Below are 23,076 nucleotides of genomic sequence, written 5' to 3' on the forward strand. Positions count from 1 at the left end.
AACTCGCAAAAAAAGAAGACAAAAAGACGCTTAAAGAAAGTTTCTCTTTAAGCGCCTTTGCTTAGATCTATTTACTTGTGCGAATCTATAATTTCCATGGCAAGTGACTCCATTGTCATTTGCCGTGACATACTCGTATCACGCATTTTTTTAAATGCTTGTTGCTCGGTTAAGTGCTCTGTATTCATCAATATACCTTTTGCTCGTTCCACAACTTTCCGCTTTTCCACTTGCTGCTTCGCATGCTGAATGCTGTCCTTTAATCTCTTAGCTTTACTGGATTGATGAAGCGCCACTTCAACTGCAGGAATCAAACTAGCTTCAGAAATAGGTTTAACTAAATAACCGACCACATTGTCCTGCTGAGCCTTTTCCACGAATTCCTTTTGACTGTATGCAGTAATGATTAAAACTGGTATATCCAGTTGCTCTCCAATGATTCGACTCGCTTTCAACCCATTCATCTTCGGCATTTTAATATCCATCAATATCAAATCAGGTTTATGCAAAAAAGCCAACTCGATCGCTCTGTCTCCGTCACCAGCTTCCCCAACGACTTCATAGCCATGGTCTTGCAAGGTCATTTTCAGGTCCATGCGAATAATTGATTCATCTTCTGCTATCAAGATTCGTTTACTCATCAAAAGTTTCCACCTCCGCACCCAACGGAAAACTGATTACTGCATGAGTCCCAATTTCCCTAGGCACATATAGAAACTCTCCATTCAAGTCATTGGTCACCAAATTGTGGATGATTTCCGTACCAAGCGAAGTTTGCGGATTCTTCATTCCAACGCCGTTGTCGGAAACGTGAAGTTCTACAAAATCATGATCTACGATAAATTCCACGTCAATAATCCCCTCTTCTTTGTCTTGAAATGCATGCTTTAGAGAGTTTTGTATGAGCTCATTAATGATCAGTGCTATTGAAACCGCTTTCTTCGACGTTGTTATTATTTTATTGCTATTCGGCTCAATAATCAAGTCTACTTTTAAATTGTATTCATTTAGCACCATCGTGGAGCAAATTTTCCTCGTTAAATTTATAATATTTACATCATCGTCGTCTGCATCTTCCTTCGTGAGGATAATTTCATAAACCGAAGAAATACTGTATATCCGGTTAAGCGTTTCCTCAAAGGCAGACCGACTTTCAACTGGTAATCCATTACGCATTTGCAATCTTATCAAGCTTGCCACAGTTTGCAAATTATTTTTAACCCGATGATGAATTTCTTTAATGACGACGGATTTCATCATTAATTCTTTTTCCTTCGTTCGAAGTTCAGTAATATCTTGGACAATCAACAGCGTTTCTTGAGATTTGTTTTTTTCACGCATTCTTATTTTTTTTACAATTAAGCTTTTATTTTGAATCGTCATCTCAAAGACAAACACATCTTCTTTATTTTCATAAACTGCGTGCAAAAACGGTAATATTTCCAATAAATTGCGATTCAGCACATCATCTTTGCCACTCATTTCAGATATCAACTTTAAACCCGAAGGATTCGCGTATACTAACCGATTACTAGCATCCGTTAAAATAAGCATTTCCATCAATAAATCTGAGACTACGCCAAGTCCCGAATTCGTCAATTGGTCTTCTGCCGTTTCTGTAACTACCGAAAATCTTTTTATGTCATCACTCTGTTGCGGTGAAATGACTCGTTTCTCAGATATCAATACACCAATCACTTGATGAAATGTGTTTTTAATGGGTACCACAGTCTGATGCACCAAGATACCTTCTTGCGTCATTGCTTGCTGTATGATCGATTTCTTTCCGTTACGATAGGAATAAAACACACCTGGCTCAAAAGATTCAAAAACAATCTTACCAATGACTGAGTTAGTATACAGTGGAGTACTACCAACTGGAAAAGCTTCCGCAACGACGATTGCCTGATTACTTGGTTTTAACTTACAATCAATAAACATGTACGAATCAGATAGATCTGCATAGGTTTGTAGGCTAAACGCCATCTCCTGAAGAATCTTCACATCTTGACTAGTTAGTTCGGTATGCTGTTTACAGAGTTGTTCTACTGTTGCTTTTACCAATATGCCACGACCTTATAATGAGGAATGCGATTTCCCCTACTTTGTAAAAACAGTATAAGACGGTTAGCGAGAGAGGTCAATTGGCAGGTTCGATGTCGACCAATGTGTTTCAAGGAATTCAACTACCTTTCTCTTATACGCTTCTTGTTCCATCACGAATGCTTCACCGTGATTGGCATCATCTACTAAAAACAATTCTGCATCGCTTTTTGTCTTCTCAAACAGCTCTTTTGTCATTTCTGTCGGCACGAATGTATCCGCATTACCATGGATATATAAGATCGGTACAGTCGCACGCTGAACCGCGCTCAACGCATCCGCTTCCTTCAATGAATAGCCTGCTCTGGCACTCGTCAGTAAACTCATATTGTCAAGTAAAGGAAAGGCTGGTAAATGAAACATTCGATCCAATTGATAAGCAAAGAGCTGATAGACGGATTGGTACGGACTATCTGCAATAATTGCTTTCACTTGTTTCGGTAAGTTTTCACCGCTCGCCATCAATACCGTTGCAGCACCCATAGACAAACCGTGATAGATCACTTGTGTGTGAGTACCCATTTCTCCGACAAGCAACTTCGTCCAATCCATCACGTCCAGACGATCAGGCCAACCAAATCCATAATAATCACCACCGCTTTTTCCATGCCCTCTCGCATTCGGCATGAAAATGTTATAGCCGAGTTCCTCATGATAATATTGACCATATAACCCCATTTGTTTGGCATGCCCTAAATAGCCATGTGTCAGAATCACCAACTTGTCGGTAGGCTGTTTAGCAGCTAAGTAATAACCCGTCAAATCTACACCATCTCTTGAAGGCATATGCATTTCTTCAAACTCCTGTTGTTCTACCCAATCGATCCAGTCTCCATTTAAAAACACATCCATAGTTTCGGCCGATACTTTCAAATCTACATTGCCCGTCAGGAAATCTTTCGGTCCACGCTTAATCGCCAAGTTGTAAAAGAAAAAACTTCCTGCTATTTGAAAAATGACGAAGAAAGCAACTAGTAAGACGATAACCTTTTTCCATCTAATTTTCTTCATTCTATATCCTCGTTTTCTTTGTAGTAACATTTACTCTTAGTATACAGCGAATGCGAAGAATACGTCAGGTCTATTTCATGAGAAAAACCCCAGTAGTTGGATTACAACTACTAGGGAACGCCTCATTCACTATTTTCGTATCTTACTTCTTATTGTTGTCGTTTTCTTCTTTCTCGGTCTCGGTAGCCTTATCTGCCCGTTTGTAATCTTCGGCATACAACACTTCCTGAGCGGATGAAAGGCCGTTGTTCTTATCAGTCAGTGTTTTGTGTGGTTGTTTGTTTTCACTCATTTCTCAACACTCCTTTCCATCTTACTTTTAGTATTCCACTTATTCGTCAAATTAAACACAGAGAGTCAGTTATCGTTCTTTGGTTTTCTTGCTGAAACATCGTATACTAACTGCATAAGGGGCTGATCAACATGAATTTTCATATGACAGAACACGGTTTTGACACGGAGACAGAATTCGGCACATTACACATTTCATCAAATGAAGAAAAAGGGTTTCGGCCTTACCAGCTGATGGTTGCTTCGATCGCTGCTTGCGGTGGTGGTGTCATGCGAAAAGTCCTTGATAAAATGCGCGTGCCAGCAGAAGACATTGCAATTGAAGTAAAAGAAGTGGTGCGCTCCCAAGATGATGCCAGCCGCCTGATGAAGATCCATCTTCATTTTACTGTTATCGGATCGGACGTTACAGACGAAAAGATGCCACGAATCATGGAGCTGACGGAGAAAAATTGTTCTATGTTACAATCCGTGATAGGTTGTATTGATGTTGTGAAAACGTACGAGATGGGTACGAAATAAGTTTCAATGACCCGACAAGAGAGTTCTTTCTTTTGTCGGTTTCTATGTTTAAAGGACCTTATTTTACCATTAAAACTCCTGTATAATGAACAGAATACCTAAAGGAGGTCTACTTATATGAAGAATAAACTAATCGGGTTGTTAGCAGCTTTATTGATTTTCGCAGCAACACCATTTCAGGCACAGGCGGCCACACCATTTTCTGACGTAGACAAGCATTGGGCGAAGAAAGAAATCATGTATTTAGCTGACCGTAATATTATCGGAGGGTTTCCAGACGGTACCTTTAAGCCAAATGATCCCATTACACGGGCGCAGGCATCTTCCATGCTCATCAAAGCATTGAAAATTCCATTGGTTAAAAATCCCACGGTGCAATTCAAGGACGTCTCGAAAAAGTCTTCCTATTATCAAATTCTTGCAACAGTGAATGAAAAAGGCATCATGCGTGGAGATAACGGCTTCATGCGTCCTGGTGAAGACACTTCACGAGCTCATATGGCTGCGATCATTCGTCGTTCATTTAACATACCTGTCGATCATCAAGCGACATTTGTAGACGTTTCTCCGGCCCATTGGTCATTCCCTGACATTAATGGGATTGCAAAAAAAGGAATCACTGGCGGTTCAGAAGGTAAATACATGCCGACTAACTCCGTTACACGTTCTCAGTTCTCAGCATTTTTAGTACGTGCATTAGACGACTCTATGAAGTTACGTGACTACCATTCCTATGTAAGTGTTAAAGGTAAAACGGTTGAACAAAATGGTTTTACTTATACTATTGCAAAAGACAAAAATTCTACTAAGCTATTTAAAGAGAATAAAAAGGCAGGAACACGTTCGGCAATCTTAGATAGCGCGACTATGCCAGATAACGGAATCAACCGAATACTGCTCATGGCGGGCTATCAAATGGTCCTATACAATGATGAAATATATATTCCGTATTGGAACTCGATCAATGCAGGAAATAAAATGCCGGCAAATTATAATCTAGTGAAGTTGAACGTCAATGACTGGAGTTACACGATCGGTAGTATTCCAATCGATCAAAAGTTCCGTAATATGTTCATTTGGAATGATCGGATCTACTATACACTTGAAAAGAATAAAGACCGCGTTTTCGATTCCAAATTTGATCCTACTACACCACTGGATGATCCATTGACGTTGTATTCAGTTACAATGGACGGGAAAAACAAAAAGACCTTATTGAACTTTGACGCGCGTGTTATTTTCGATGAAGTGGAAGCTACTACGAAAACCAATCAAGTCAGTCAAAACAATAAGTCTGTAGCATTCGACCTTTCTACGATGTATTATTTCAACAAAACAGGTGTGTATAAATATAATTTATTAGATAAAAAAACAAGCAAGGTTTCCAACGTTCTTGCGAAAGATATGGAAGTTACCGCTACACAGTTATTGGTGACCGATCAAGCTGGTAAGAAACATACACTTAAGAAATAAAAAAATGGCATGCCTCTAAACTAGTGGCATGCCTTTTTCTATCGACCTATAACAAGCTGAGTAACCTTCCGAATCAATAATTGTCCAATGAAAAACGGGATAGCCGTTAACAAGATGACAAAGTCTCGGCCAAATGGCTTGAACCATCCACCATCGTCTGAGATGAAATTCATAGCCAATAGTAAAGATACTATGGCTGTAATTATATTAATGAGCAACATATAACGAACCTTTATGGCATGAGATAAAATACCTGTTATCACAATATATAAAACACATACTACCAATAAATATGATGCATCTTCTCGTTTCATATACTGACCATACTCATAGAAATGAAATAGAAATGGCGCTGGGATCAAACTCATAACGAGCCATACTATGTTCAAATATCTTTTCACAATTACTTCATCACTCCCATTAGTTAAGGGTAAAAAATGCACTGTATATTTAGCCGGATTCGTGAACCTTCACATTCCTCACATATTTTCACGGTTTTTTCACCGGCACGTAACCGACGATCTCTACCAATTCCTGTCCTTGCGGTGAAGTGATCCATTCAATAAATTTTTCCACATTCGGATTTTCTGTGCCTGCCGTAATGACGTAAAACTCAGAGGCAATTGGATATTCATCACTTCGGATGGTTTCTTTCGTCGGCTCTACTCCATCGATTGCAAGCAATTTAATCTCCTCATTGCCCACCATCTCCGTTGAGTAATAGCGGAATGTATAGCCAATAGCATTCGTATAATTTCGATACTTTGAAACTTCCGATATGATCCCACCCATTCCTTCGGCTACATTTTCTTTTGGAGCCTCCATAATTGGAGTATCTCCCATCAGCCGTTCCAAACCAGTCTGACTACCACTGTCTGCTGGTCGTTGGAATGCTCGAATTGATTCATTTTTGCCTCCAACTTCTTTCCAATTTGTGATTTTCCCTGCATAGATATCTTGGATTTGTTTTAATTCTAGATGATCAACAGGGTTCTTTTGATTGACGAAAAAGACAAATGCTTCTCGACCAACCGGTGTTAAGTTCAGTTCAAGACCTTGTTTTTCTGCCACTTTCATTTGAGCGTCGGAAGGAGCTGCTGCAAAAATCATATCTACCTTGCCCGAAAACAAATTCTCATAAGCAACAGGGGTTGTATTGACCATTACTTCACTATCATACGGATTGTATTCTTTTCTAGGATAGACTGCTTGAACAAACGCTGCATATAGCGGATATAGCGCGGTAGCACCGTCTATTTTCGGTAATTCGTCAGTCAGTTCGAGTGTAGCAGCTTCATCAAGTACAGCCAGCTTTGATTCCTGTCCAATCGTAAACGGTTCATAATAACGCACTTCTACTTCCGCATTCACTGTCGAAATACTTTCCTCGTACATATGCATGATTGGCCAAACTGCCGCTCCGATTATCACTACTCCAGCAATGATGCTGAACGACCTTTTACGTTGTTTCGTGTTGAAGAAATGAAAAATCATCATGACGATCCACACATATAAAAGGATTACTGCACTAAGTGCTAACGGAATAAAGTGAATCAATCCCGTAAACAACAAATATAATAATCCCATTCCTGTGAAAAATAATAACGCCAGCAATAAAAGTGCTGCAAATGCTATAGGTGCAATCATACGCGTTCCTCCCTTTTACTTTCGGCTCAGTTCCTCCAACCGATGCCATGCCTCGTTTTCATCAAATGAACTATACCAACGATAATGCTCCCCATCCAAAATACGAAAGTGCTGACTAATTACGTTTTGCTGTAAACGGAAACGTCCTGTCGTTTCCAATTCACGCCACCACACTTTACCACCCATCGATTGATCTATCCGACGGTCAATACCGTCGTGCGCGATTGTTTCCAGTACTTCTAGTGGATCTCCACCGACTGTTGCTTGCAATACATCACTATCTCGAAATAATGCACAGACAGCGACGACGGCTGTCCAACTGGCCTTTGCTCTAGCTTTTTCAATTTGAATCAATGTTTTCTTTGAGAGCCCAAGTACATCTGCCATCTTCTGTTGGGAATATTCTTTCTCTAAACGGATCACCCGTAACTTTAATGAAATCAGTTCTATTAATTGTTGCTGGTTCACAAGATCACCCCGGGGTTACATTTTATATATATTGGTGTAATATTACACCAATACTTTTGTATACGCAAGCCAATTTTCAAAACTCTCTGTTAACCATACAGCTATCGATTCTTTCTTAAAATTATGATAAGATTTATTGACTTTGTGATTTAGTAAAAGAAACGAGGACTCTTATGAAACAGCGTGAACAATGGACATCCAAGATTGGTTTTATTTTAGCGGCTGCCGGCAGTGCCATCGGTCTAGGTGCAATCTGGAAATTTCCTTATATGGCTGGTACGAACGGCGGTAGCGTGTTTGTGCTGTTATTTATCATTTGTACATTATTGATCGGTCTACCGATTTTATTAGCTGAATTTGTTATCGGACGAAGAGGACATGCAGATGCTGTGACTTCTTTGAAGAAATTATCCACAGGACGCAGTTGGGGATGGGTTGGATGGATGGGACTTGCCTCGTCTTTCATTATCCTATCTTTTTATAGTGTTGTCGGGGGATGGATTTTATCGTATTTAGCTCGAGCCTTTACGTTTACATTAGGTGGGCTGGATTATGGTGATCTGTTTAATACAACAATCGCGAATCCATGGGAAGTATTATTGGCACAAGCATTATTTATGGCACTAACGATCTTCATCGTTCAAAGCGGAATCCGTGGGGGTATTGAACGGGCTAGCCGCTGGATCATGCCTTTATTATTCTTATCATTCATTGTATTGGCGATTCGTTCGCTGACACTAGATGGCGCGATGGAAGGTGTGCGTTTTCTATTCGTGCCAGATTGGAGTTATTTTAATGGAACTACATTCCTCGTGGCGTTAGGACAGGCATTCTTTTCACTGAGTGTCGGTGTGACAGCGATGATGACCTACGCTTCCTATCTTTCAAAAGAAGAGAAGCTTGGACAGTCTGCATTTAATGTCTCGATACTGAACATAGGAATTTCTATCTTAGCGGGACTTGTTATTTTCCCTGCTGTTTTCGCCTTAGGACATTCACCAGAAGCAGGCCCCGGACTGATTTTCGTTATTCTCCCGGCTATTTTCAATGAAATTCCGTTCGGCAGTGTGTTTTTAATCATCTTCTTTTTCTTGATGCTGTTTGCCACACTGACTTCTGCTATCGCCATGCTCGAAATCGTAGTTTCTACAGGCATACGCAAGAAGCATGACAGACGAAAACGTGCTTCATGGGTGTTTGGTGGGCTAATCTTTTTAGTCGGTATCCCAAGTGCATTGTCATTTGGTTTGCTATCTGATGTGAGTATTTTCGGCAATTCCATTTTCGATTTTGCCGATTTGCTGACGAGTAGAATTGCCATGCCGCTCGGGGCACTCGCTGTGTCTCTATTTGCTGGCTTTGTGCTGACAACAGAAGATACTGCGGAGGAGCTAGGAATGCATCCAGCTCTTCACTCGTTGTGGAAAGTGATTGTACGCTATTTCGCACCTATTGCGATCGTCGTCATTTTCTTTACTTGGGTTCTAGGTATGTAAAAAGCACGCTGGATAATTTATCCGGCGTGCTTTTTCTTTATATAATCTAGATGTCGGGTTAATGGAAAGGCATCGTTGATCAACGACTTTCTCCCCCTGTAGCTTTTCTTCTTTTAGATATGCTTCATAAGCGCCTCTGCTACTTGCGTCAACCCCGCTAAGTCGTCTTCCGTGAAGCGATTTAGCTCAGGGCTATCGATGTCAAGTACACCAAACACTTCTCCATCTTTAATCAGGGGCACTACAACTTCGGAACGAGACGCTGCGTCGCATGCGATATGGCCAGGGAATGCGTTGACGTCTGGTACGACTAGACCTTCTTTCGTCTTTGCAACTGTCCCACAAACACCTCTACCAAGCGGTATGCGTATACATGCCGGTAATCCCTGGAACGGGCCAAGCACGAGTTCATCGTCATCCATCAAGTAAAAACCAACCCAGTTGATACGATCGAAGAATTGATTGAGTAATGCAGATGCGTTGCTTAAGTTTGCGTATACGTTTGGTTCTCCAGACAAGAGTGCATCTAGCTGTGTTGCAAGTTGTGCGTACTTCTCTTGTAGGTTATTTGAATAATCAATAGGTGTGTACATAGTAATTCCCTGCTTTCTGTGTATAGTTCTTACTTTAATCATACACAGAATAACAGACTTGGAAAAGTAATCGAACTTCATTCGTCGTTTCACATCAATCCAATTTCACTTTTAGTACCTCACCCGTCACCGCATCTATTTTGACTTCATACTTATACCCTTCTGCCGTGCGGATATCTACTTCAAATATCAACATGCCGTCATCAAATTCCAATTCTGATTTCACTACTTCCCCCGGTACTCTTTGTCGCGCAATTTCGTTTGCTTGTTCCATCGTAATCCTGCGATATTGCGGGTGTTGCCAATGATTCATCCAATACTCACTTTGCTGATTCAATGAACGATCCCTCCTATTTCTTTCTACGTTGTTACTTTATGCAAGAGAATCAAAAGATGCCCCTGCAGCTAGACCTGTCGTTTACGAAAGAAAAACGGATTATTTCCGAGGAAATAATCCGTTTTTGTCAGGCAGTCTGTGCTGAGTTAGTCTTTTGTTTATAACGCATCCAAATAATGAGCGGAATAAGTAGTAAGGAAATATAGGTTCCGAGGAAACTCAACATGGAAAAACCTAAGAAGGCCACGACAATTCCCGAAGCAAGTCCCCCTACTGTTCCTGCTAGTGCGACAAAAACATCGATACTTCCTTGAATCTTCGCACGAGTCAATACATCAGTAGAGTCAATGACAATAGCTGTTCCACTGATTAATCCGAAATTCCAACCAATCCCTAGCAATGTAAGGGATACGGACATCCAAACTATCGATTCGCCCGCTACATAGGCTGCAAGAATACCTGCGAGTGCAAGTGTCACACCCGAAGCAATTACCATGATCGGTCGTCCAATCCGATCTACTAATACACCCGTAAAAATGGACGGTAAATACATACCGGCAATGTGTAGGCCGATGACTAAACCAATACCAGATATCGAAGCACCGTGATGTTGCATATGGACGGGGGTCATCGTCATAATAGCGACCATGACACCATGCGACAGTACGAGCACGATAGCTCCTACCCAAATCCCCATCTTATTGGCTGTATGTTGATGAGCCACATGCCCCTCAATCGACTCTATACGCTCTTTTTGTTCAGCCAATTCGATCTCACGGGCGACGAGTAAAGGATCCGGTCGTAAAAATAATAAAAAGGTTAGTCCCGATAATACATATGCGACACCAGCAAGTAAAAATACACCAGTCAATGAAGGGATACCGATGAAACTTGCCACATGTCCCATAGGTAAAACGAGGTTGGGTCCAGCTACTGCACCCACTGTAGTTGAAACAAGAGCGACACTGACCGCAGTAGCTCGTTGCTTCTCATCAGCGAGATCTGTTCCGGCATAGCGGGCTTGTAGATTGGAAGATGTACCTGCTCCATAAATGAACAAAAAGATGAATAACACAGCCAGACTACCCGACATTACAGCAAAGATCACACCAAACGCCCCTACACCACCGGTAATAAAGCCTGCACCGAGGCCAAGGCGACGACCATATCGTTGGGATAGTCTGCCGACGAGATAGGCAGAAAATGCTGAACCGAAAGTAGACAGCGCAATGGGCATACCGGCTAAGCTTTCACTACCTGTCATGTCTTGAATTAAAAGTGCTCCTACTGTAATCCCAGCTGCCAGTCCGGCCCCACTAAATATTTGGGAAATGATCACGACAAGTAAGGAACGCTTATACAATTGTTTCTGCGCTTCTTTGGATGATGTGTAATATGAAAAGTCTTGCCGTCTCGTCATGGGGTTCCCACCTTTGCTAGTACTATGCAATGATTCTGTAAGTTAATAGATTTTTTACATTTCACTCATCTTATCACACATTAGCCAAAAGAGAGAACGGTCTTTTCCGTATACAAAAACAAGCAAGCCTAATTTTTCTAGGCTTGCTTGTTTCTTTAAAGGAGTAAACTTTCATACTAGCGGAGCGATAAAAATAGGATGATCCGAGAACTTTGCTATTCGCGCTTCCCCTTCGCGCACCCACTTTTCATCGTATACAATAGGACCGTCTTGATCTTCGGGTGTCTGAAACTGGTCGAGTCCGACAGAGGCCAGTACAGGACTGTCATCATCATCCAATCCAATGTTGATTACATGATTGATAATAAAGGGTACATCAAATTCAATCATGGCACTGTCTTCATCGAGTTCACCATCAATTACATGAAATGGTATTCGTAAGTAAATCGTGTCGTCACCGTCCTGGTTCAAGATAGTGTCGAAGTTTCCGCGGTCGAAGTCCCAGTTGCCTCCCATTTGAATATCGTGTTCTATGAGAATGTTACACGCATCTCCAAATAATGATTTTTTTCCTGGTAGATTTGTTTTTAGTTCGATCATGGCGTTTCCTCTTTTCTGTGTCAGTTATTTTTTTGAACGTCTGATTGATGATAATTTTAAGAATACCCTAGTTAGTTGTTTGACAAACTTTCCTAGTCAACTGAATTGGAAAATACTAATCCGATTGTCGGGTAAACTTGAGAATTTCTTTGAACAACACTGGCGGAAGCCTATGATCAACTTGTTTTTTGTACAAAAGAAAAGACTACCCAGTAGGATAGTCTAACTTCATTTAATTCATCAGCTCTTTATACCGTCTCAAACATTCTTCATACGCTTCTTGTACAGTTTCAGCCTCGATCACGTCTTGTCCAGTTGTAGCAAAACGAGCTACTGAGTGTTCATACTGTGGATCGTAATAGTGAGTCAATAGCTGTTCTACAGCTTCTGCAAAACGACCATTTTCTAGGTCTTCCTGGATTTGTACCGCAATGGGTTGGTGGATGCGTTTGCGAATTCTTGAAAATGCTTCTAGAAACAGTTCCGGTTGTTTTTCCGGTTCATACTCAGATAGAATTTCTTCGACCCGCGCTTTGATCGGCAGTCTAATAATCCACTGGGGGCTCTGTCCTTTTTTTTCAAACAGTGGTTCTGGCATATGTACTTGCCCTATACGTTTGCTTTCACCTTCTATGAAAATATACGGTTTGTTTTCATACTTTTCCAGTTTATCTGCAATTAGCAATTCGAATTTCTTCTGGTTGTTCGGCTGAACACCAATTTGTCCGAATATTGAACCTCGATGGCCTGCCATACCTTCCAAATCGATGACCGGACAACCATCTTCCATCAGCTTATGAAGAATCTTCGTCTTGCCACTTCCTGTATAGCCGTTTAGTACGAGTAGTTTAGCTTTGATGGGTTCTTGCAGTTTCGCAATAACCCATTGGCGATATGTATGAATCCCGCCACTAATTCGGCTTGAGCGGATTCCCATCAATTCTAGTACGGTCATTGCCGTTTTGCTCCGCATGCCGCCACGCCAGCAAAACACCGTGATTTGCGTGTCGATTTTTCTGAACTTCGCAATGAATTCGGGTAATTTTTTAGAGAAAATAGCCAGACCATGATCCATTGCTGCTTGTTTTCCTACTTGCTTATACAGTGTACCCACTTCTGCACGTTCTTCATTCGAAAAGATCGGAATGTTGATACTGCCTGGGATAGTTGCTTCCTCAAATTCTTTTGGAGAGCGTACATCGACTAATGTGTGTGTGTGATTTTTCTGTAATTCGAGTGCGTCTGTCAATGTAATATCTCGTACCATGTAATTTTCCATCTCCTTGATTTACTGCACGATAATTCGACCGTTATGTTCATCGGTCACTTCTCCAATAACATGTGCATCCACGCCAGCTTCACGTAATTGTGCATGTAAACGTTCTGCTTCATCTCCAGCAACTGCTACAAGTAAACCACCTGAAGTTACTGCGTCACATAAAATCCATCTGCCGATTTGATCTAGCGATTCTGGATATTCGATCATATCTTCTATATGTGCAAAGTTATTTTTCGTACCGCCCGGAACCGAACCAGCTTCCGCCAGTTCTCTTGTACGTGGTATAACAGGAACTTTCTCATGATCAATTCGTAAGCATACACCGCTACCTGTTGCCATTTCAGAAGCATGTCCAAGCAAACCGAATCCTGTTACGTCTGTTGAAGCATGAATACTGTAATCATCCATTGCTTCAGCCGCTGTTTTATTGAGTGTTGTCATCACTTTTGTCACGTGAATTTCTTCATCTTCAGACAATAATCCATTTTTCAACGAAGTGGTCATGATTCCTACACCAATCGGTTTTGTCAGGATCAAACGGTCACCCGGTTTTGCTCCAGCATTTGTACGAATCTTGTCAGGATGTACCGTTCCAGTTACTTGCATACCGAACTTTGGTTCCTGATCGTCGATGGAGTGGCCACCTACGAGAACTGCACCGGCTTCTTTCAATTTGTCAGCGGCTCCGCGCAAGATCTCTGTCAAGATACCACGATCTAGTGTATGAATCGGGAATGCGACGATGTTCAATGCTGTAATTGGTATACCGCCCATTGCATAGACGTCACTGATCGCATTCGCCGCCGCCACTTGTCCAAAATCATATGGATCATTGACAATGGGCGTGAAGAAATCTAGTGTCTGTACGATAGCAGTCGTATCATTAATCTTATAGACACCTGCGTCATCGCCTGTATCCAATCCGACAAGTAAGTTAGGGTCCGCAAGGCCAGGAGGCAATGTACGTAGAACTTCAGCTAAATCGGCTGGTCCTATTTTACAACCACAACCTCCTTTTGAAGATAATGAAGTGAGTTTTACAGAAGAGTTTCGCATTACGGATATCAACCTTTCAATTTGTAATCCTTTAATTTTACCATAAAGTTTGCATTCTAGATCTGTTGGGCACTTAAGATTCTAATGGCCAATGAAAAAAAGACTACGCTTTAAGGCATAGTCTTACATGATGCAAATGTATTATTTTACGTACTTTACAAACCATTGGCCGTCCTTTTTCTCGATATATTCCCCGATCCAACCTTCTTTCAGCAACTTTTGCTGCTCTTGGGTATTTTCCATTAGAATAAATTGCTGTTGTGAAGTCGTCCCACAGGAAGGCTCGTGCAGATCTTCGAATAAAATATAGCGCAGTTTATTTCCATATTTCAATTTTAGTTCTTTGATCCGTAAACCTAGTGCAAATTTATCTTTCAAGCTTGGAATATTAAAAGGTGCAACGGTTGTACAAATATAGCGATAGCGATCTCTCTCGACATGTTCCATCAACCATTTACCGAGTGTCGTTTGTAGTCCATGCCCTCTATAGTCTGGATCCACACCTGAAATCTCCGAGTACAGCACACTAGACAATTCATGTGTTGGTACTTCCACATCGATTCCTAAATGCTCTTCGTCTTCCCCAGGATCCAACATAGCACGGAACGCAATCAAGTGATTATCGACAAAAGCTCCCGCCATCATCCCATTACCGCGTAGAATATACACGAACTCTGCTTCCGTTAGCGGTTGTAGGAAGTCAGGTTGCTCAAGAGCAGCAATGATCTTTTCTTGTAGAGCTAGAATTTCGGGTAGCTGATCTTCCGTTAGAAGTGAAAGTGATGCTTGCAACGTCATAATGTCACCTTTTCTTTACGCACCGTCAACTCTTCTAGCGCTCGCTCATCTACATCTATACCAAGTCCAGGCTTCTCATTAAGTTCAATAAACGGTACATCATAGTACAAATTACCGACGTCTTTACTGAATTTCAACGGGCCGGTCAATTCTACACTTGTCATCGATTTTTGTGAGAATGCCACATGGAATCCTGCGGCAGATCCAATAGACGACTCTACCATCGATCCTACCTGACATTCGATGCCCGCCATTTCTGCCATATGTGCAAGCTTCATTGCAGGATACATCCCCCCGCATTTCATGAGCTTGATATTCACTTTATCTGCTGCACGCTTTGCGATGATTTCACGCATCTCTCGCACACCACGCAATCCCTCATCCACCATTAAAGGCGTCGCGATTTTCGATTTGATTTCTACCATTGCATCGATGTCATCTGCTTTTACCGGTTGCTCAAGCCAATCCAGATCACAGTTTTCCAATTGTTTCATCGCTTGTAATGTTGTCGCGCTATTGACCCAGCCTTGATTGACATCCACTCGGATTGCGATTTTTCTGCCAACACGCTCACGAACAGCTTGAATTCGCTCGACATCTTCCGCTACGTTCGTACCGACCTTCATCTTTAATGAGCCGTAGCCCGAAGCCACACGATCAGCAGCCTCTTGCGCCATACGTTCAGGTGAAGCGATACTTAACACATGCGTAATCGGAAACTTCTCATGATAACGCCCACCAAGTAAATTATAAGCAGGGATGCCATATGCCTTGCCTACTGCGTCAAAGCAAGCCATGTCTAGTGCCGCTTTCGCGGTAGGTACACCGTAAATTGCTTGATCCATCATTTCATGAATTTTCCCAAAGCGACTTGGATTTTCCCCAAGTAAAATAGGAGCGAGTGTATGACGGAGGACAGCAAATGTACCTTCCCAGCTTTCTCCTGTTACATGGTCGTCTGCTACTGCTTCACCGTACCCTACGTATCCTGTGTCTGTTGTTAGTTTTACAATAATAGAGGGCATATCATCGTAGGATGCGTAGCTTATTACAAATGGTTCATGGAGCGGTAATCGAATCGCAAAAATTTCAATTTCAGTTATTTTCATTACTTTTCATCCTTTCCTATTGGCAGCTTTTCATTCGTATTGTATGATTGTCGTTAAATAGTCGCTAATGAAAAGAGGAGATCCCATATGAAGGTTACCATTGCATTGGTCGGCTCACAAGAGTTTTGTCGGCAAGCAAAGAATATTATATTGCCCCACAATATACGCGTTGATTATTATCAATACGACAGTCCGTTCGAAGCCCCTCGTCTACTAGAGACACTGAAACCTTGTCACGCCATCTTGTTCTCTGGCTCATTGCCTTATGAAGCGTCTGCACAAGTTCTTCGGACTATTTCGATTCCGACATTCTATATCCAGCAAAATGAACATACTATCGCTGTCACTTTATTATACCTTTCTTCGGAAAAGAATATGGCAATTCACGATATTTCTATAGACATAAAAGACAGAGCACATATCGAGCAAATCTTGCAAGATCTCGGTCCTCTTTCTGCCATGCAGAAGCCCGCTATACATGAACTGCAATCCAACAGTGATTTGCAAGCCGTTATAAACTTTCATCTAGAACATTTCAGAAACGGAAAGTCTAAAATGGCAGTGACCAGTGTGCATGCTGTGTACGATCAATTACAAGCGGCAGGCATCCCGTCATTCCGGATGTTGGATCCTGCAAGCAATATTTTACGTGCGATGGAACATGCTGTCCGACAAGCAGATTTGACAAGAAGCGAAGCGACTAAAATCGCTGTAGGTGTACTGCAAGTCCATCAACCCGAGCAATTTCCACAGAACACCATCGAAGTATTAGCAAACTACCTACAGGCCCAGTGGAAAGAAAAGGACAGCAATTTCTTTTTTTATACTACTATAGGAACCATCGAATTTGTCTTAGCAATGAAGAACTTCATTCAGTTTTGTGAATCCCTCCATCCGGCATCTACTTTATCTTTTGGGTCAGGGCAAACAATCGTAGAAGCTAGTGACAACGCAATGAGTGCACTGCAACTCGGTAAACAAGCAACAGACAAAGGAATTTTTATGCTGGATGAACATAAGAAGCTACACGGCCCTTTGCCAGCTACAAAACCTTCAGTCGCAATGAGGTTGGATGATCCAGACTTGCTTAAGATCAGTGAAAAGACGTCATTGAGCCCAGCCGTCATTTCCAAGCTAACGCAGTTTGATCAATTCAGGCAATCTACACCATTCACCGCTAATGACTTGGCAGGATATTTAGCTGTTTCTAGAAGGACTGCTGAACGTACAATCAAAAAACTGATGGATCAACAATTTGTCGATACTGTCGGTGAAGAAATGACCTATAGCCAAGGCAGACCACGTGCATTGTACAAATTGAAGCTTGATATCGAGTAAAAGGCAAAGCCGTTACATACATCGGCTTTGCCTTTTTACATTATTCGGGCTGTGCTTCAAGTTCCAACTTCGCTTCTTGCTCATTCATCTCCACAATCTCTTCCGATGTCATTTTTTCAATAGAGAAACCTGTCAATGCATATACAATCGACAACAACGGAACCGCGAAATTCAAAATTGCATATGGACCATATTCTACAACGCTGACACCTAATGTACCGAATATGAATACACCACATGTATTCCACGGAATGAATACAGATGTCAAAGTTCCGCCATCCTCAAGCGCACGTGATAGGTTCTTGGAGCTTAGCCCCATATCTTTATACGTTTTACTAAACATTCTGGAAGGCACTACGATCGAAACATATTGTTCAGAACATGTCGCGTTTGTCATTACACACGCACCTATCGTCGAAATAATCAAGGATGACGTAGATTTCACTATCTTCAACAATTGTTGCATAATCGCACGCAACATCCCAGAGTACTCGAGAATCCCACCAAATGTCATCGCTACAATTGTCATCGAAACGGTATACATCATACTATCAAGCCCACCGCCATTGAATAAGTTATCCACTAACTTATTACCTGTCTCAATAGCAAAACCACTCTGCAAGGCGTTAAGAGCACCTGCAAACGTACCGCCCTGAATTGTTACATGTGAAATGAACCCTAAAACAATACCAATAATTAACGCGGGAACCGCAGGAATCTTTAACGCAACCATCACAATGACTGCTAACGGAACAAGTAATAACCAAGGGGAAATAATAAAGCTTTCTTGCATGACTTGCGATGTTTTCGCAATCGAAGACAATTCAGCTTCGCCCGATCCAAATTTTCTTCCTAAGAATGTGAACACGCACAATGCGATGAGTAAACCAGGTATGGTCGTAAACAACATATGCTTAATATGATCAAATAAGTCTGTCCCTGTTAATCCCGCTGCGAGGTTCGTCGTATCGGAAAGCGGTGACATCTTATCACCGAAATACGCACCTGAAATAACAGCACCTGCGACCATGCCCGCAGGAATCCCCATACTTAAACCAATCCCCATTCCCGCCACGCCAATTGTTGCCATTGTGGACCATGAACTACCGATGGCCAAGGAGACAAGAGCGCATATTAACGCGATCGCAACAAGGAACCAAGATGGCGTAATAATTTTCAATCCATAAAATATCATCGTAGCAACAATTCCGCCACCCATCCACGAGCCAATTACTAAACCAACGAGCATAATAATAATGACGGCAGGAAGCGCTAGACGAATCCCCTTATACATCATTTCTTCAATCTCTTTCCAGGTGAAACCATGACGCCAAGCGACAAGTGCTGCAATAGAGGTACCTACTATCAATGGCATATGCGGTCCCTGCTCTAGCTTTACCACAGTTATAAGCATTACTAGGATCATTAATACCAGTGGTAAGATCGCCCACCAAAAACCTATATCCCTATTTTGTCTTCTCTCTTCCATAGTTTACCCACCCATCTTCTGATAGTTTCGAACTGTCGCTATATAGTCGTTTAATATATAGTAAACGTTATCCGAATTGTTTGTCAATATAAACTTGTAAGCGTTTACTAGAATACGTTATATTCCATGAAAAAACAGTCGAACGATGACGACTGTCTTTTTTATACTTCTTTTATTTATTCATCGACAATACTAGCTTTCCTCTTACGTATCTCCTCTGCGTTTTTTCAACGCTTCAAACCTTTTCAGCCGCCCCTATAACACAGTGAATTTAACGCTATCATTACTCTTCTGGCAAGCCGAAAAAACTAACTTATAGTATGAAATACGTTTATAACCTTGCATACTGGGAATACTATAAAGTACTTTCACGAATGGGAGGCGCGCTGCCATTGACAGCTAATATTCAAAAGACAGATACGATAAAATGTATAACCGAATACGATACGTTGCGCAGAGTCATTTTATGCCCGCCAGAATTCATGGCAATTGACGAAGTTATTAATGAAGTGCAAAAAAAGTATGAAGATGAAAATATTGATAGACAACGTGCGATGAGACAGCACGCAGAGTTCGAGAAAGTTTTGAAGGAAAACGGAGTGGAAGTCATCACGCTACCTACTTCTGAAAAGTATCCTGAACAAGTCTTTACACGAGATATTGGATTCACAATCGGTAATGAAGTGTTTATCGCAGACTTGGCTACAGATATACGAAAAGGAGAAGAAATCACGCTAAAAGAATGGCTGATCGCGCAAGACATTCCCTATCAGTCTGCGACGGATCAAATGGAAGGCGGAGACATTATTGTCGACCGGGATACTCTCTACATCGGCATCAGTAGCCGTACATCCGAGGAAGCTGTTAACAAGCTGGAAGAAAAGCTTCCTGATCATCAACTCAAGCGGATTCCATTTGACGGACGGTACTTGCATCTAGACTGCGTTTTCAATATCCTTTCTTCCGAAAAAGCGCTAGTCTTTCCAGCAGCGTTTGATCAGGAAACACTCCATCAACTGGCAGATTCGTACCAATTGATTGAAGTGGCGGAAGAAGAACAGTTTTCGCTAGGTACTAATGTTCTCTCCATTGGTAATAATAATGTATTCAGCCTTCCACAAAACTCACAAGTGAATGCAAACTTACGCGCAAATGGATTTGAAGTCATAGAAGTCGACTTCTCTGAAATTATTAAATCAGGCGGTTCTTTCAGATGTTGTTCGATGCCTGTAGAACGCGGATAATACAAAAGACTGAAGCTTAAATGCCACAAACAATGCGGCGTTTTACGCTTCAGTCTTTTTCTATTCAATCACATCTATATAAGTTCCATATTCATTTTCTACCTCTGGAAGTTTCAGCATAATTGATTCGGGTACGATCAAGTGAATCGTCATAGCTCTAGACACCGATCCTGAAGAATAACCATACGCTTTTTCCCCAGTGAACTGGTTCAATATATTCGAATCATGATAAAACGTATACTGTATATTATTAAGAGGTTGTTTAGGTACAGTCATTAAATTACTTTCCCAAATCGGCAATGCAATTTCAAGCCGGTCTGTAACGTCATAATACACATCATTCTCCTCCCCGATATTCGCCATCAGTTCAGGGGTGTAGACGGTTTCTGTAATGGTATGGCTGTTGTCAGGTGTACGTTCAATTATAAGATAAGCATTTGTGAAAGAGGATATCACTAGTTCACCTTTTACTTTATGTGACTGCTTCGCCAGAACAAATTTTTCAGGAATAGGTATTCCCTCTACAATCGCAGCCGGCAAATCAAATTCCACGTCCTTCATGTTTACTTTTGGGGGATTTTGATGTTCTACCTTACGTTCCATGACTTCCGCCACGACAAGACTAAGCAGCAGCAACAGAAAATAACCAAAAATGAAATTGCGATGAAACTTTTTCTTCAATCGCGTGCGCTTCATGTTTTTCGTGAATATCACAATTAAAACTAGACCAAGCAGCAGGAACATAGGTATCAAAACCATAAAAATCATCATGGATTTCTCACCTCCAAACGGTTTGTCACAAAGAAGCTGATACCGAACAGTACGGAAACCGACACTACTACTTTCAAAATAAATAACAAAATCGATGTCTCTCCGTAGTAAAAGTACAATAAGCTTTCACCTTCGCCAACTGACAAGTTGATACCGAACGTGAAATACATAAACCAGATCAATCCAAACAAGACGATAAACAACTTGCTGAATTGTATTAAGGTTCCAAGTAAATATCCAATCATCATGAGCAGCAATGTATACGCTGTCATCACTAGAATTCGGGAGAAGAAATCTAGCGGCGATGATAGTAGACCTGTCGTTTCTATGATGATATTGTCGCCGAACAGCGCGACAATTTTCATGACCGACCCGAGTAGCACTGTTGTTACACCGCCGAGTAATGCCGCAGTACAAATGAAATAGAAGTTCGCGAGCTGAAAGGTTAGACGATTCGTCACGAATGAAAAAGATTCATTGCGCTGGGCAGCCGATGTCAACAGGAATCCAACAATAAGAGCCCAGAATAATGTCAATCCTACCTGTCCGTCATTCGATATGGACGTAAAGTTGAAAGTTATACCCTCTCCCCAATCGTTCATGAAAGTAGATCCAGCGCCACTTATGAAAATAGTTCCAATGATCTGCAATACAATCAGTGTCGTAAATACGGCTCCGTTGGTACTCAATTTAAATAAATACTGACGCTTTGCCAGTTCATTCACGCTCCATTGCGTTGTAAACATCGTCTACCCCTCCTGTCGTCTGGCCTGTCATTGCCAAATAGGCTTCGCTTGCAGATAGTGCCGATACGCGGATACCAGCCTGCTTCAGCTCATCCACTTCAGCCTCCGTATGCTCATTATCAACAATCCATTCTGTCATCGGACCCGCATTCGATCGATGAACGACCCCATATCGAATCGCATAAGATTTAAGCACACTCTCTTTAGCTTGAAGTGACAGGAACTTTTCCTGCAGTTCCGTAATCGGACCATGAAAAGCAATGCTCTTGCCGTCGATCACCAGAATATCCTCCAGCAAGTCCTCCATTTCTTCCATATGGTGACTCGATAAAAGAATAGTTCGTGGATGTGCTAGATAATCTTTCAGCAGCGCCCTGTAAAAATCTCTTCGCGCTCCAGCATCCATTCCCGTAATCGGCTCATCAAACATTGTTAGTGGACAACGTGTAGCAATGCCGACAACAGCATTGAATGTACTGCGTTTGCCTTTTGACAGGACGCGATGGTTTAACGTCAGCGGTAATTTGAAGTACTCGAGTAGACGCATAGCCAGTTCCTGATCCCAATTTTCATAGAAGCGATTACATTCCATTAGTAAATCACCCAGTGTTAGCGCATCCGGAAAGCCCATCATATCGTCTATGAAAATCATGTTGGCAGAAACCTTAAGGCTGTTGAAGGGACGCTCACCAAACACACGAAGCTCTCCATCTGACTCTTTTATGAATCCTGCAACCATCTTCATAAGTGTCGTTTTCCCCACACCATTACGTCCTACCAATCCCGTAATGACATTCTCACGAATTTCTAAATTTAACTGATTCAGTACTGTAATAGAACGGTAGCTTTTCGTAACGTTTTTCAAAGTAATTGCTGGCATTATGACCTCTCCTTTCGCTCTGCCCGAATTAATTCAATGAGTTGTTCCTCTTGCAGGCCAAGCAATGCAGCTTCATCAAGTAGCTCCTGCACGAGACGACTTAACCTGCCGTTTTTCCGTTTCGTCAGCAGTTTCTCACGTGCTTCAACAGATACAAACGTGCCAAGGCCCCTTTTCTTGTAAATAAGTTCCGCATCAAGCAAAATCGTCAGCCCCTTCCCCGCAGTCGCAGGATTAATATTGAAAAGATCGGCCAGTTGATACTGTGAGTACACTTTATCGTCCGCTTGTAACGTACCATCAATAATTTCCGTCTCTAACCATTCTGCAATTTGTATATAAATTGGCTTTTCTCCATCCATCTCAAGCAAGAACTTCACCACCTTAAGGTTACCCAGTACATTA

Annotated in this window: 25 protein-coding genes; 5 read left to right on the forward strand and 20 right to left on the reverse strand. The window is 41.7% G+C overall.

Annotated elements, in window-relative coordinates; all coding sequences use genetic code 11:
* Positions 1–71: 71 nt before the first annotated feature.
* The 4 genes from CSV61_RS05675 to CSV61_RS05690 all read right to left on the reverse strand — a co-directional run bounded on the left by CSV61_RS05675 (position 72) and on the right by CSV61_RS05690 (position 3,406).
* The gene (locus tag CSV61_RS05675; protein ID WP_099638392.1) at positions 72–641 is read right to left on the reverse strand and encodes an ANTAR domain-containing response regulator; all 570 of its coding nucleotides are present in this window, start codon (positions 639–641) and stop codon (positions 72–74) included.
* Positions 634–2,064 (reverse strand): sensor histidine kinase, encoded by a 1,431-nt coding sequence (locus tag CSV61_RS05680; RefSeq protein WP_099638393.1) that lies wholly within the window; start codon positions 2,062–2,064, stop codon positions 634–636. Before CSV61_RS05680 ends, CSV61_RS05675 begins: the two co-directional genes overlap by 8 nt.
* Positions 2,065–2,127: 63 nt before the next feature.
* Entirely contained in the window at positions 2,128–3,114 is a 987-nt protein-coding gene (locus tag CSV61_RS05685; protein ID WP_099638394.1) for an alpha/beta hydrolase, read from the reverse strand.
* A 142-nt stretch (positions 3,115–3,256) separates the two neighbouring features.
* A complete protein-coding gene (locus CSV61_RS05690) occupies positions 3,257–3,406 on the reverse strand; it encodes a YfhE family protein (RefSeq protein ID WP_099638395.1) in 150 nt (49 codons plus the stop codon).
* A 131-nt stretch (positions 3,407–3,537) separates the two neighbouring features.
* Here CSV61_RS05690 and CSV61_RS05695 point away from each other — a divergent pair, with 131 nt between their 5' ends.
* Together CSV61_RS05695 and CSV61_RS05700 are read left to right on the forward strand one after the other, a co-directional pair.
* Positions 3,538–3,927 (forward strand): OsmC family protein, encoded by a 390-nt coding sequence (locus CSV61_RS05695; protein ID WP_099638396.1) that lies wholly within the window; start codon positions 3,538–3,540, stop codon positions 3,925–3,927.
* 117 nt (positions 3,928–4,044) lie between these two features.
* A complete protein-coding gene (locus CSV61_RS05700; RefSeq protein WP_099638397.1) occupies positions 4,045–5,400 on the forward strand; it encodes an S-layer homology domain-containing protein in 1,356 nt (451 codons plus the stop codon).
* 38 nt (positions 5,401–5,438) lie between these two features.
* Here CSV61_RS05700 and CSV61_RS05705 read toward each other — a convergent pair whose 3' ends face one another.
* From CSV61_RS05705 to CSV61_RS05715, 3 genes are all read right to left on the reverse strand, one after another.
* A complete protein-coding gene (locus tag CSV61_RS05705) occupies positions 5,439–5,768 on the reverse strand; it encodes a hypothetical protein (RefSeq protein ID WP_143561058.1) in 330 nt (109 codons plus the stop codon).
* A gap of 121 nt (positions 5,769–5,889) precedes the next feature.
* Positions 5,890–7,047 (reverse strand): PstS family phosphate ABC transporter substrate-binding protein, encoded by a 1,158-nt coding sequence (locus CSV61_RS05710; RefSeq protein ID WP_099638399.1) that lies wholly within the window; start codon positions 7,045–7,047, stop codon positions 5,890–5,892.
* 15 nt (positions 7,048–7,062) lie between these two features.
* Entirely contained in the window at positions 7,063–7,515 is a 453-nt protein-coding gene (locus tag CSV61_RS05715) for a helix-turn-helix transcriptional regulator (RefSeq protein WP_099638400.1), read from the reverse strand.
* Between the two features lie 173 nt (positions 7,516–7,688).
* Here CSV61_RS05715 and CSV61_RS05720 point away from each other — a divergent pair, with 173 nt between their 5' ends.
* The gene (locus tag CSV61_RS05720) at positions 7,689–9,011 is read left to right on the forward strand and encodes a sodium-dependent transporter (RefSeq protein ID WP_099638401.1); all 1,323 of its coding nucleotides are present in this window, start codon (positions 7,689–7,691) and stop codon (positions 9,009–9,011) included.
* A 113-nt stretch (positions 9,012–9,124) separates the two neighbouring features.
* On the opposite strand, the gene CSV61_RS05725 is transcribed toward CSV61_RS05720, so the two are convergent.
* From CSV61_RS05725 to CSV61_RS05760, 8 genes are all read right to left on the reverse strand, one after another.
* Positions 9,125–9,604 (reverse strand): GAF domain-containing protein, encoded by a 480-nt coding sequence (locus CSV61_RS05725; protein ID WP_099638402.1) that lies wholly within the window; start codon positions 9,602–9,604, stop codon positions 9,125–9,127.
* Between the two features lie 94 nt (positions 9,605–9,698).
* On the reverse strand, positions 9,699–9,941 hold the full coding sequence (locus tag CSV61_RS05730) for a PepSY domain-containing protein (RefSeq protein ID WP_199173593.1): 243 nt from the start codon (positions 9,939–9,941) through the stop codon (positions 9,699–9,701).
* A 127-nt stretch (positions 9,942–10,068) separates the two neighbouring features.
* Positions 10,069–11,361, reverse strand: a complete 1,293-nt coding sequence (locus CSV61_RS05735) for an MFS transporter (protein ID WP_099638403.1) — start codon at positions 11,359–11,361, stop codon at positions 10,069–10,071.
* Positions 11,362–11,532: 171 nt separating this feature from the next.
* Positions 11,533–11,961: a YugN family protein gene (locus tag CSV61_RS05740; protein ID WP_099638404.1), complete on the reverse strand. Its 429-nt coding sequence runs from the start codon at positions 11,959–11,961 to the stop codon at positions 11,533–11,535.
* Between the two features lie 232 nt (positions 11,962–12,193).
* Positions 12,194–13,228 (reverse strand): tRNA 2-selenouridine(34) synthase MnmH, encoded by a 1,035-nt coding sequence (gene mnmH / locus CSV61_RS05745; protein ID WP_099638405.1) that lies wholly within the window; start codon positions 13,226–13,228, stop codon positions 12,194–12,196.
* 21 nt (positions 13,229–13,249) lie between these two features.
* Entirely contained in the window at positions 13,250–14,296 is a 1,047-nt protein-coding gene (selD, locus tag CSV61_RS05750; protein WP_099638406.1) for a selenide, water dikinase SelD, read from the reverse strand.
* A gap of 141 nt (positions 14,297–14,437) precedes the next feature.
* Complete coding sequence (locus CSV61_RS05755) at positions 14,438–15,094, reverse strand: GNAT family protein (protein WP_099638407.1); 657 nt, start codon at positions 15,092–15,094, stop codon at positions 14,438–14,440.
* Positions 15,091–16,203: a mandelate racemase/muconate lactonizing enzyme family protein gene (locus CSV61_RS05760; protein WP_099638408.1), complete on the reverse strand. Its 1,113-nt coding sequence runs from the start codon at positions 16,201–16,203 to the stop codon at positions 15,091–15,093. Before CSV61_RS05760 ends, CSV61_RS05755 begins: the two co-directional genes overlap by 4 nt.
* A gap of 87 nt (positions 16,204–16,290) precedes the next feature.
* Here CSV61_RS05760 and CSV61_RS05765 point away from each other — a divergent pair, with 87 nt between their 5' ends.
* Positions 16,291–17,541, forward strand: coding sequence for an HTH domain-containing protein (locus CSV61_RS05765; RefSeq protein WP_099638409.1), 1,251 nt, complete (start codon positions 16,291–16,293; stop codon positions 17,539–17,541).
* 40 nt (positions 17,542–17,581) lie between these two features.
* Here CSV61_RS05765 and nhaC read toward each other — a convergent pair whose 3' ends face one another.
* On the reverse strand, positions 17,582–19,030 hold the full coding sequence (gene nhaC, locus CSV61_RS05770; protein WP_099638410.1) for a Na+/H+ antiporter NhaC: 1,449 nt from the start codon (positions 19,028–19,030) through the stop codon (positions 17,582–17,584).
* Positions 19,031–19,404: 374 nt separating this feature from the next.
* On the opposite strand from nhaC, the gene CSV61_RS05775 reads away from it, so the two are divergent.
* Complete coding sequence (locus CSV61_RS05775; RefSeq protein ID WP_099638411.1) at positions 19,405–20,274, forward strand: dimethylarginine dimethylaminohydrolase family protein; 870 nt, start codon at positions 19,405–19,407, stop codon at positions 20,272–20,274.
* 60 nt (positions 20,275–20,334) lie between these two features.
* Here the strand turns inward: CSV61_RS05775 and CSV61_RS05780 are convergent, their stop codons facing one another.
* From CSV61_RS05780 to CSV61_RS05795, 4 genes are read right to left on the reverse strand one after another with little or no spacing between them, the layout of a single operon-like run.
* Entirely contained in the window at positions 20,335–21,045 is a 711-nt protein-coding gene (locus CSV61_RS05780; RefSeq protein ID WP_099638412.1) for a hypothetical protein, read from the reverse strand.
* Positions 21,042–21,791 (reverse strand): hypothetical protein, encoded by a 750-nt coding sequence (locus CSV61_RS05785; RefSeq protein WP_099638413.1) that lies wholly within the window; start codon positions 21,789–21,791, stop codon positions 21,042–21,044. Before CSV61_RS05785 ends, CSV61_RS05780 begins: the two co-directional genes overlap by 4 nt.
* Positions 21,763–22,671: an ATP-binding cassette domain-containing protein gene (locus CSV61_RS05790; RefSeq protein ID WP_233193527.1), complete on the reverse strand. Its 909-nt coding sequence runs from the start codon at positions 22,669–22,671 to the stop codon at positions 21,763–21,765. Before CSV61_RS05790 ends, CSV61_RS05785 begins: the two co-directional genes overlap by 29 nt.
* Positions 22,671–23,033, reverse strand: a complete 363-nt coding sequence (locus tag CSV61_RS05795; RefSeq protein WP_143561060.1) for a GntR family transcriptional regulator — start codon at positions 23,031–23,033, stop codon at positions 22,671–22,673. The genes CSV61_RS05790 and CSV61_RS05795 overlap by 1 nt, the downstream gene beginning before the upstream one ends.
* Positions 23,034–23,076: the final 43 nt, after the last annotated feature.

Origin of the sequence: Sporosarcina sp. P3, from assembly GCF_002743415.1 — a bacterium.
GTDB classification, from domain to species: Bacteria; Bacillota; Bacilli; order Bacillales_A; family Planococcaceae; genus Sporosarcina; species Sporosarcina ureae_A.

What these genes read in the sequence shown, in the direction of transcription:
- CSV61_RS05780 (WP_099638412.1), bottom strand. Translation starts at nt 21,045, where the DNA reads ATGATGATTTTTATGGTTTTGATACCTATGTTCCTGCTGCTTGGTCTA.
- CSV61_RS05710 (WP_099638399.1), bottom strand. Translation starts at nt 7,047, where the DNA reads ATGATTGCACCTATAGCATTTGCAGCACTTTTATTGCTGGCGTTATTA.
- CSV61_RS05700 (WP_099638397.1), top strand. Translation starts at nt 4,045, where the DNA reads ATGAAGAATAAACTAATCGGGTTGTTAGCAGCTTTATTGATTTTCGCA.
- CSV61_RS05765 (WP_099638409.1), top strand. Translation starts at nt 16,291, where the DNA reads ATGAAGGTTACCATTGCATTGGTCGGCTCACAAGAGTTTTGTCGGCAA.
- CSV61_RS05755 (WP_099638407.1), bottom strand. Translation starts at nt 15,094, where the DNA reads ATGACGTTGCAAGCATCACTTTCACTTCTAACGGAAGATCAGCTACCC.
- CSV61_RS05685 (WP_099638394.1), bottom strand. Translation starts at nt 3,114, where the DNA reads ATGAAGAAAATTAGATGGAAAAAGGTTATCGTCTTACTAGTTGCTTTC.
- CSV61_RS05790 (WP_233193527.1), bottom strand. Translation starts at nt 22,671, where the DNA reads ATGCCAGCAATTACTTTGAAAAACGTTACGAAAAGCTACCGTTCTATT.
- CSV61_RS05795 (WP_143561060.1), bottom strand. Translation starts at nt 23,033, where the DNA reads ATGGATGGAGAAAAGCCAATTTATATACAAATTGCAGAATGGTTAGAG.
- CSV61_RS05760 (WP_099638408.1), bottom strand. Translation starts at nt 16,203, where the DNA reads ATGAAAATAACTGAAATTGAAATTTTTGCGATTCGATTACCGCTCCAT.
- CSV61_RS05695 (WP_099638396.1), top strand. Translation starts at nt 3,538, where the DNA reads ATGAATTTTCATATGACAGAACACGGTTTTGACACGGAGACAGAATTC.
- CSV61_RS05725 (WP_099638402.1), bottom strand. Translation starts at nt 9,604, where the DNA reads ATGTACACACCTATTGATTATTCAAATAACCTACAAGAGAAGTACGCA.
- nhaC (WP_099638410.1), bottom strand. Translation starts at nt 19,030, where the DNA reads ATGGAAGAGAGAAGACAAAATAGGGATATAGGTTTTTGGTGGGCGATC.
- CSV61_RS05690 (WP_099638395.1), bottom strand. Translation starts at nt 3,406, where the DNA reads ATGAGTGAAAACAAACAACCACACAAAACACTGACTGATAAGAACAAC.
- CSV61_RS05735 (WP_099638403.1), bottom strand. Translation starts at nt 11,361, where the DNA reads ATGACGAGACGGCAAGACTTTTCATATTACACATCATCCAAAGAAGCG.
- CSV61_RS05720 (WP_099638401.1), top strand. Translation starts at nt 7,689, where the DNA reads ATGAAACAGCGTGAACAATGGACATCCAAGATTGGTTTTATTTTAGCG.
- CSV61_RS05785 (WP_099638413.1), bottom strand. Translation starts at nt 21,791, where the DNA reads ATGTTTACAACGCAATGGAGCGTGAATGAACTGGCAAAGCGTCAGTAT.
- mnmH (WP_099638405.1), bottom strand. Translation starts at nt 13,228, where the DNA reads ATGGTACGAGATATTACATTGACAGACGCACTCGAATTACAGAAAAAT.
- CSV61_RS05705 (WP_143561058.1), bottom strand. Translation starts at nt 5,768, where the DNA reads ATGAGTTTGATCCCAGCGCCATTTCTATTTCATTTCTATGAGTATGGT.
- selD (WP_099638406.1), bottom strand. Translation starts at nt 14,296, where the DNA reads ATGCGAAACTCTTCTGTAAAACTCACTTCATTATCTTCAAAAGGAGGT.
- CSV61_RS05775 (WP_099638411.1), top strand. Translation starts at nt 19,405, where the DNA reads ATGGGAGGCGCGCTGCCATTGACAGCTAATATTCAAAAGACAGATACG.
- CSV61_RS05675 (WP_099638392.1), bottom strand. Translation starts at nt 641, where the DNA reads ATGAGTAAACGAATCTTGATAGCAGAAGATGAATCAATTATTCGCATG.
- CSV61_RS05740 (WP_099638404.1), bottom strand. Translation starts at nt 11,961, where the DNA reads ATGATCGAACTAAAAACAAATCTACCAGGAAAAAAATCATTATTTGGA.